Origin of the sequence: Shewanella abyssi (genome assembly GCF_023284025.1) — a bacterium.
Taxonomy (GTDB): Bacteria; Pseudomonadota; Gammaproteobacteria; order Enterobacterales; family Shewanellaceae; genus Shewanella; species Shewanella abyssi.
This window is the reverse complement of the sequence record NZ_JAKIKR010000043.1, coordinates 34916-43248: the sequence shown is the minus strand read 5'-3', so window position 1 is coordinate 43248 and position 8333 is coordinate 34916. Positions and strand designations below refer to the sequence as shown.

Here is an 8333-nt window from a genome sequence, read left to right as displayed (position 1 = left end):
CTCGTGGTAACTTTTGTTTGGCGATAAATTTGATCACCAAATGCCATGAATGTTCCTTACTATTTTATCTATCTCATTATTTTCATTTATCTTTTTGTGGGGATTCGTCAGGGTCAGAGTAAGATTTAATCGTGATCATAATTTCGTGTCATTTCAGCTCAATTTTGAAAAACAGAAATGACACATGACTCAACCTCTTTACCAAGCCTTTCAATCAAAATTCGATTAGTTTTTATATGTCTCAATGCTATTGTTCTCGAGTAGATAACATTATCTGCCAACTCACAATGGGGCAGAAGCGAGTTACCTTTAAGCTAAAATGGTTCCAATTGCCTGCGGCAGGCGTATGTGCAGACGCGACTGTGGCTCGCCGCAAGCACGTCCCTGTGGGCTCAACGAAAACGTCCCTGTTTTCGACGGCCTCAGCCGCATCTACACTGGGTTATAAAAGCATAATCATCTGGCATTCGAGTTATCCATCAGAAAACACGAAAGCTCAACTATAAATTCAAACTAACAGATAACACCCATCTTCCCCGTTGGAAATTTTGCTGTTTAAATTTCGCCGGGGCGCTGAGGGTTCGACTCTTATGAAATCAAGAGCGGGTATAAGCGCTTTACCCCTTGGCTCTACTCTTGATTACAAGAATGGGCGAAGCACCACGACGTTGACGTTGATTCTGATTTGAAAAAGCAATAACTGATATTGCAGCCAGCACACAATGGGGCATAAATGCTTTAGCTGCTGACCGAAGTGGTTCCAATTGCCTGCGGCAGGTGCTGGACAGGATGTCCGAATGTCGTGATCACATGGTCGATGATGTTCCCGACATCATAACGACATTTCCCATATCCCTATGGGTCAGATGTGATTTAGCTTCACCCCTAAGTGGTTCCAATTGCCTGCGGCAGGCGTATGTGCAGACGCAACTGAGGCGCGCCGCGAGCACGTCCTTGTGGGCTCAACGAAAACGTCCTGTTTTCGAAGGCCTCAGCCGCATCCACACTGATTTCGAAAAGCGCAAACTCTCGGCATTTGAGTTTTCAGTTTAAGACTAAGAAGTTAGATAGTTAATCTATAGCTGACAAGTAACACCCATCTTCCCCGTTGGAAATTTTGCCGGGGCGCTGAGGGATATCCAAAAGGGGGACAAGCGCTTTCCCCTTTTTGGCCGGGTGTGGGATGGAATCCCACGACCTTTATCAAACGAAGTTTGATTAGCTGTATGCCATCTCAAACGAAGTTTGAACACTGTTCTAAAATGGAAATTGTATTCAACCCTAACAGGCTGAATTAAAGCTAACTAACCTCAACAACCGTTGAAGTCACACTGCCATCTCGAAGACGTGTCGTCAACGTATCCCCCACAAGCGTATCGTCAGCGGTCTGTAGCACCTTACCTTTGCCATTTAAGGTAATACTATAGCCTCGGCTCAATGTCGCCAGTGGACTCACTGTGTCTAACTGCTGAGCGCGATGGCTGATACGTTGCTCGCTCATGTTTAACTTATCGGTCATTAGTGTGGTTAGCTTGTCACCAAGATAACTCAATCGCTGGCTTTCCAAGTTCAATCGATGCTGTGGCGATTGGTTGTCGAGTCGATTACTCAATTGCTGCTGCTTTAGTGTCAAAGCGTGCAGTTTTGACTGCAGTGCTTTTTGCAGCCTAAGTTGCATCTCGTCGAAGGTTTGCTCATAGGTTTGCAAGCGTCGCTGTGGATCTTGCTTTTGCAGCTTATGCTCGCAAGTTTGCAGTCTATTTTGCTGCTTTAACTGATAGTGCTGCCAGCTTTGTTGTAATCGAGAGAGCACAGCCGTTAGCGTTTGCGCCTTGTTGTCGGCATCATTTGATAATAGTTCAGCACCCGCTGATGGGGTCGGCGCGCGCAGGTCGGCGACATAATCACTGATGGTGGTATCGACTTCATGACCCACTGCGGAGACTACTGGAATACCACTGTTATAGATCGTATGGGCTAAGCCTTCGTCGTTAAAGCTCCACAAGTCCTCTAATGAACCACCGCCGCGGGTGACCAGTAATACATCGACCTCAGCACGGGTGTTGGCGATGTTGATGGCGCTACAGATGCTTTTGGCGGCGTCAACGCCTTGAACTGGCGTTGGATAGATGATCACTTCTACCGATGAATCGCGCCTTGCTAATACGTGCAATATGTCGCGAATCGCCGCGCCAGTAGGGGAGGTCACAACACCAATGCGTTGTATGTTTTTCGGTAATGGCCGCTTGGTGTCAGCAGCAAACATGCCTTCAGCGGCGAGCTTCATTTTCAGCGCTTCATACTGCTGCGCCAGTAAACCATCGCCCGCTGGCAGCATTGATTCAATCAGTAACTGGTAATCGCCTCTTGGTTCATAGACACTAATATTGCCTTTTACCAAAACCTGCTGGCCATTGACGGGACGAAAAGTCACCGCTTGGTTGCGGCCTTTGAACATGGCGCAACGTATTTGCGAAAAATTGTCTTTAAGGGTCAAATACCAATGACCAGAACCCGGGGCGGCAAAGTTTGAAATTTCAGCATTTAGCCAAATTCGGCCTAACTGTCCCTCAAGAAGTTGTCTGACTTCACCATTGAGCCGAGAGACGGTATAAACATTGTTTTTTGAGGTTTTCATGATTTATTTACACACAAATGCGAATTAATGCCTATTTTCCATTTACCAACCCTAATATGCAAGGTATAATCTCGCCGCAATATTTCACCTCTAAATCCTACTCTCTTGGGGAGATGTTGCATGTTAAGATTAAAGAAAGAAGCGCTAACGTTTGATGATGTGTTGCTAGTTCCAGCGCACTCCACCGTCCTCCCAAATACTGCCGTTGTCAAAACACGTCTAACAAATAAGATAGAACTAAACACGCCTATAGTGTCAGCTGCGATGGATACCGTCACAGAAGCACGCTTAGCAATTGCGATTGCTCAAGAAGGTGGTTTAGGATTTATCCATAAGAATATGACGATTGAACAACAAGCTGAAGAAGTTCGCAAAGTAAAAATTTACGAAGCGGGTATTGTTCAGCAGCCAGTCACTGTGACGCCAACCACCACCCTTGCCGATCTAAAAGTACTCACTGTTAAAAACGGTTTTGCGGGTTACCCTGTTGTGAACGAAGCACACGAATTGGTCGGTATCATTACCGGCCGTGACGTGCGTTTTATCACTGATTGGAGCCGTACTGTTGATCAGGTGATGACCCCTAAAGATCGTCTAGTGACAGTGCCTGAAGGCACTAAGCTTGATGAAGTTCAAACGCTAATGCATTCTCACCGTGTTGAGAAAGTACTGGTGGTCGATGATAACTTTAAGCTTAAAGGTCTTATCACCGTTAAAGATTTCCAAAAAGCTGAGCGTAAGCCTAATGCCTGTAAAGACGAGTTAGGTCGACTACGTGTTGGCGCTGCCGTTGGCGCAGGACCTGGTAATGAAGAGCGCGTTGATGCGCTTGTTATCGCCGGTGTCGATGTATTGCTTATCGATTCATCTCATGGTCACTCTGAAGGCGTTCTGCAGCGTATCCGAGATACCCGTGCTAAATATCCAGAACTACAGATTGTTGGCGGTAACGTAGCCACAGCTGAAGGTGCATTAGCCCTCGTTGAAGCCGGTGTTAACGCGGTTAAAGTTGGCATTGGCCCTGGTTCTATCTGTACCACTCGCATCGTTACCGGTGTTGGCGTACCGCAGATCACCGCGGTTTCCGATGCAGCTGAAGCAGTTAAGCATCTTAATATCCCAGTTATCGCCGATGGCGGTATTCGTTTCTCTGGCGATTTGGCTAAAGCCTTGGCTGCTGGTGCATCATGCATCATGGCGGGGTCTATGTTTGCCGGCACTGATGAAGCACCTGGCGAGACAGAACTATACAACGGCCGTGCTTATAAGTCATACCGTGGTATGGGTTCTCTTGGCGCAATGACGCAAACACAAGGTTCATCTGACCGTTATTTCCAAAGCGATAACGCAGCAGACAAGTTAGTGCCAGAAGGTATTGAAGGTCGCGTGGCTTACAAAGGTAAGCTAAAAGAGATCATTCACCAGCACATAGGCGGTTTGCGTTCATGTATGGGTCTAACCGGTTGTGCCACCATTAAAGATCTTAATGAAAAAGCTGAATTTGTGAAAATCACCTCCGCAGGCATGGGCGAGTCCCATGTTCACGATGTGACTATCAGCAAAGAAGCGCCGAACTACCGTTCAGGTTCTTAAGCTTTGATAAAGGCGACAGTCACTGTCGCCTTTTATTTATGTGTTAAAAGACTGGCCTACTCACGGCGCAAGTTTTTACCTACAACAATTGTTAAATAAAACTATAAAGATAAGGTACCCCATGAGCAATATTCATGAGCATAAGATCCTCATCCTCGACTTTGGATCGCAATACACCCAATTGATTGCCCGCCGTATTCGTGAAATCGGTGTTTATTGTGAACTTTGGGCTTGGGATGTTTCCGAAGAGCAAATTCGTGGTTTTGCACCTAATGGCATTATCTTAGCCGGTGGTCCAGAAAGTGTGACTGCCAAAGACTCTCCACGTGCCCCTGAATATGTATTTAACGCTGGCGTTCCAGTACTTGGAATTTGTTACGGCATGCAAACCATGTCTGAGCAGCTTGGCGGTAAAGTGATTCAAGGTGTTGGCGAAGGTGAGTTTGGTTACGCCCAAGTTGAAGTGCAAACTGAATCAGCACTGTTCAAAAGCATTGAAGATGCCATCGGTGAAACGGGCAAACCACTGCTTGACGTATGGATGAGCCACGGCGATAAGGTGTCTGCAATCCCTGCGGGTTTTGTCACCGTCGCAACGACTGAGACATGTCCATTTGCGGCTATGGCCAACGAAGATAAAAAATTCTACGGTGTACAATTCCACCCTGAGGTGACCCACACTCGCCAGGGTAAACGTATGCTGGAGCATTTCGCTTTAGAGATCTGCGGCTGCCTTGCGAATTGGAAATCGTCATCAATTATTGAAGATGCGATTGAGAAGCTTAAAAAACAGATCGGTAACGATGAAGTTATCTTAGGTTTATCAGGTGGTGTTGATTCATCAGTAGTGGCAATGCTGCTGCATCGCGCGATTGGCGATAAGTTGACTTGTGTGTTCGTTGATAACGGTCTGTTACGTTTAAACGAAGCAGAGCAAGTGATGGATATGTTTGGCGATCACTTTGGCCTTAAGATTGTTCACGTCAATGCAGAGCATCGTTTCCTAGAGCAGATGGCTGGCGAAGCAGATCCAGAAGCAAAACGCAAAATCATCGGCCGAGTCTTTGTTGAGATCTTCGACGAAGAGTCAAAGAAATGCGCTAATGCTAAATGGCTTGCTCAAGGCACTATTTACCCGGATGTGATTGAATCTGCGGGTAGCGCCACCGGTAAAGCCCATGTGATTAAGTCACACCATAACGTTGGCGGGTTGCCAGATGATATGGAGATGGGCTTAGTTGAGCCACTGCGCGAGTTGTTTAAAGATGAAGTGCGTAAAATTGGTTTAGAGTTAGGTCTGCCATATGACATGCTTTATCGTCACCCGTTCCCAGGGCCTGGTCTTGGGGTACGTGTACTTGGCGAAGTGAAGAAAGAGTATTGCGACTTGTTACGTTTAGCCGATGCGATTTTCATCGAAGAGCTACATAACGCTGATCTTTATAATAAAGTGAGCCAAGCGTTCACAGTGTTCCTGCCGGTACGTTCTGTAGGCGTCATGGGTGATGGCCGTAAATACGATTGGGTTGTTTCCTTACGGGCGGTAGAAACTATCGACTTTATGACAGCACATTGGGCGCACTTACCCTATGATTTCTTAGGCCGTGTTTCTAATCGGATCATCAATGAAGTCGATGGCATCTCACGTGTTGTTTACGATATCTCAGGTAAGCCGCCTGCGACAATTGAGTGGGAATAATAGTTAGCGATTAATAGATTGATAAAAGGTGCTACGGCACCTTTTTTATTTTGTACCACAATTGATAGAATACGCCTGATTAAGGTTAATGTAGGCTGGAGAGCAGATTGTCAGATAGCGATAGTACAGATACAACACAAGCCGATAAGTTTTCATCTGCAGCAGAGATAGCGCAAGCTAATGAAGATAGCCGTTTTATGATGATGGCGATGCAGATGGCCGCTAAAGCGGAAGAGAAAGGCGAGGTGCCGGTTGGCGCCGTGCTGGTCAAAGACGGTGCAGTGATCAGTGGCGGTTTTAATTACAGCATTGGTTTACACGATCCAAGCGCCCATGCCGAAATGCAGTGTATTCGCCAGGCGGGTAAAGTGTTACAAAATTATCGTCTACTTGATAGCACCTTGTATGTCACGTTAGAGCCGTGTGCCATGTGCGCTGGCGCCATTGTTCATTCAAGAATTAGCCGATTAGTCTTCGGTGCTAATGACGAGAAAACGGGCGCTGCAGGCACCGTGATTGACATCGTACGTCACGAGGCTTTTAATCATAAAGTTGAGGTGACGGCTGGCGTATGTGAGGCCGCTTGTAGCGAGCAATTAAGTGCGTTCTTTAGACGCCGAAGAAAAGAGAAAAAAGCGGTAAAAGCACTGGCTAAATTGGCTGCTGAAGAGTGCGCTAAGCGATAAGAGTGACGTGTGTTGGTAAAGGTTCGGCTTGCTAAGTAAGGCGCCTTGAGCTAATCCAAAGGTCTGATAACGGCAAAGAACTGTTTATGCCTGCTAAGGGTTTTAAAGTGACGAGTTTTTAATAGTGTACGACGACGAGCGGCCATATTGTTAATTGCTTTTTTTCTCATGTTGAACTCTCCTGATTTTTTGATAAGACAAATAGTTTAACCCAGTGCGATGAACTTTAGCTGAATCGACGTGAAAAATGTGCTTAATAACCCATTACTGTGGTTGAACACTGTCGATTATTGCTTTTCCGCTGTCGGCAGTTTGCGTTACATCTTCCTTTAGCTCAAGCAAAATATTCTGGTTATCAATCCACACTAACGTATCGTAATAACGACGGATACTATCGACATAGTGTACTGCTTCATTGCCGCGAGCATAACCATAACGGGTTTTCTGGTAATGTTTACGCTTTTGTAGCAGCGGTAACACCTCTTTTATATCGCGCCAAGCACTCGGATTCAGCCCCATGGATTGGGCGAGTTTACGAGCATCTTCCACATGGCCCAAACCAATGTTATATGACGCCAGTGCAAACCACATCCGCTGACTCTCTGGTATAGAGTCGGGCAGACGCTCAAGCATACTGTTGAGATACTTAGCGCCGCCTTGGATGCTTTGAAAAGGGTCAAGGCGATTTTTAATTCCCACCTGTTTTGCTGTGGGCAGGGTGAGCATCATTAATCCACGCACACCAGTTGGTGAGCGTGCATTGGGGTTCCAATGTGATTCTTGGTAGGCGGTCGCGGCAAGCTTGCGCCAATCAATCCCCCCCGCGTATTTTTCAAAGGCCGCTTGATATTTTGGCAGCTTATTATCGATGGCACGTATAAAGGCGCGTGTGTCGACGTAATCAAAGCGCTTTACGTGAGCAAAATATTTTTCGTTCAGATGGGCGAGGGTGCCACTGCGCTTTTCAATATGCCAAAACGCTAATAGCTGGCTCATAAGACGGTCACTATTATTGGGCGGCAGTAACCACACTACGGGTTGTTTTTCTTTCAAGATAGGCCCTTGACGTAACTCAGGCATAAAGCGTCTGTTAATATCTAAACTGGTCGAGTCGGCAATGGTATAGAGTAGCTCGCCAGCGGCTATCATGGTGAGCAACTCTTCGGCATCCTTATCTTTTTCCTGACTCCAAACAAGATCAGGGTTAGATTTTTGCAGTTCAGTTAAGGTGTCGACAAATGAAGAGTCGCTAATAACGGTAATATCGCCCTGTAAGTCGTTAATGTCTTTAGGCTGCGGCGTGCCCTGACGATAAACTAAGACTTGGTTGACTCGGTATAAAGGTGGACCAACACGAAACTGCTCTCTTCTTGCTGGTGTATCAGCAAGGCCTGCTGCAATCAAATCAATTTCGCCACGCCTTAGTGCATTATAAAGGTCACTGATATTGCCGTAGGGCTGCATCTTCAGCTCTAGATTTAAGTATGTGGCAAAACGCTCAGCCATCTCAAAATCGTAACCAGAGTCACCTTGACCAGAGCTAAAGTAGATCTGCGGGCCAAACATAGTGCCAACCACTAATTCTGTTTTAGGGGCTATAACGTGGACTTTTTCTTGCTCCACTGCCACCTTCTGGCAGGCTGCCAGTAGGATTATGCAGGTAAAAACAAGCAAAAGTCTTTTCATCATTGTTATTGGTTAGCGCTTAAAATATAAA

5 protein-coding genes are annotated in these 8333 nt (G+C 46.3%); 3 read left to right on the top strand and 2 right to left on the bottom strand.

The genetic code is table 11. The features are described 5' to 3' along the window. Positions 1-1300: 1300 nt before the first annotated feature. Positions 1301-2638, bottom strand: coding sequence for an exodeoxyribonuclease VII large subunit (xseA, locus tag L2755_RS16545; protein ID WP_248981781.1), 1338 nt, complete (start codon positions 2636-2638; stop codon positions 1301-1303). A gap of 120 nt (positions 2639-2758) precedes the next feature. Between xseA and guaB the strand changes: the two genes are divergently transcribed. The 3 genes from guaB to tadA all read left to right on the top strand — a co-directional run bounded on the left by guaB (position 2759) and on the right by tadA (position 6616). After that, complete coding sequence (guaB, locus tag L2755_RS16540) at positions 2759-4231, top strand: IMP dehydrogenase (protein ID WP_248981780.1); 1473 nt, start codon at positions 2759-2761, stop codon at positions 4229-4231. A gap of 121 nt (positions 4232-4352) precedes the next feature. Further along, positions 4353-5930, top strand: coding sequence for a glutamine-hydrolyzing GMP synthase (gene guaA, locus L2755_RS16535; protein ID WP_248981779.1), 1578 nt, complete (start codon positions 4353-4355; stop codon positions 5928-5930). A gap of 167 nt (positions 5931-6097) precedes the next feature. Beyond that, on the top strand, positions 6098-6616 hold the full coding sequence (gene tadA, locus L2755_RS16530) for a tRNA adenosine(34) deaminase TadA (RefSeq protein ID WP_346348097.1): 519 nt from the start codon (positions 6098-6100) through the stop codon (positions 6614-6616). 264 nt (positions 6617-6880) lie between these two features. Here tadA and mltF read toward each other — a convergent pair whose 3' ends face one another. Beyond that, positions 6881-8302 carry a membrane-bound lytic murein transglycosylase MltF gene (mltF, locus tag L2755_RS16525; protein ID WP_248981783.1) on the bottom strand — a complete coding sequence of 474 codons (1422 nt, stop codon included), beginning with the start codon at positions 8300-8302 and terminating at the stop codon, positions 6881-6883. Positions 8303-8333 lie beyond the last annotated feature (31 nt).

Bases quoted from the DNA above. Each gene is read 5' to 3' on its own strand.
- xseA (WP_248981781.1), bottom strand. From the start codon at position 2,638: ATGAAAACCTCAAAAAACAATGTTTATACCGTCTCTCGGCTCAATGGT.
- guaB (WP_248981780.1), top strand. From the start codon at position 2,759: ATGTTAAGATTAAAGAAAGAAGCGCTAACGTTTGATGATGTGTTGCTA.
- guaA (WP_248981779.1), top strand. From the start codon at position 4,353: ATGAGCAATATTCATGAGCATAAGATCCTCATCCTCGACTTTGGATCG.
- mltF (WP_248981783.1), bottom strand. From the start codon at position 8,302: ATGAAAAGACTTTTGCTTGTTTTTACCTGCATAATCCTACTGGCAGCC.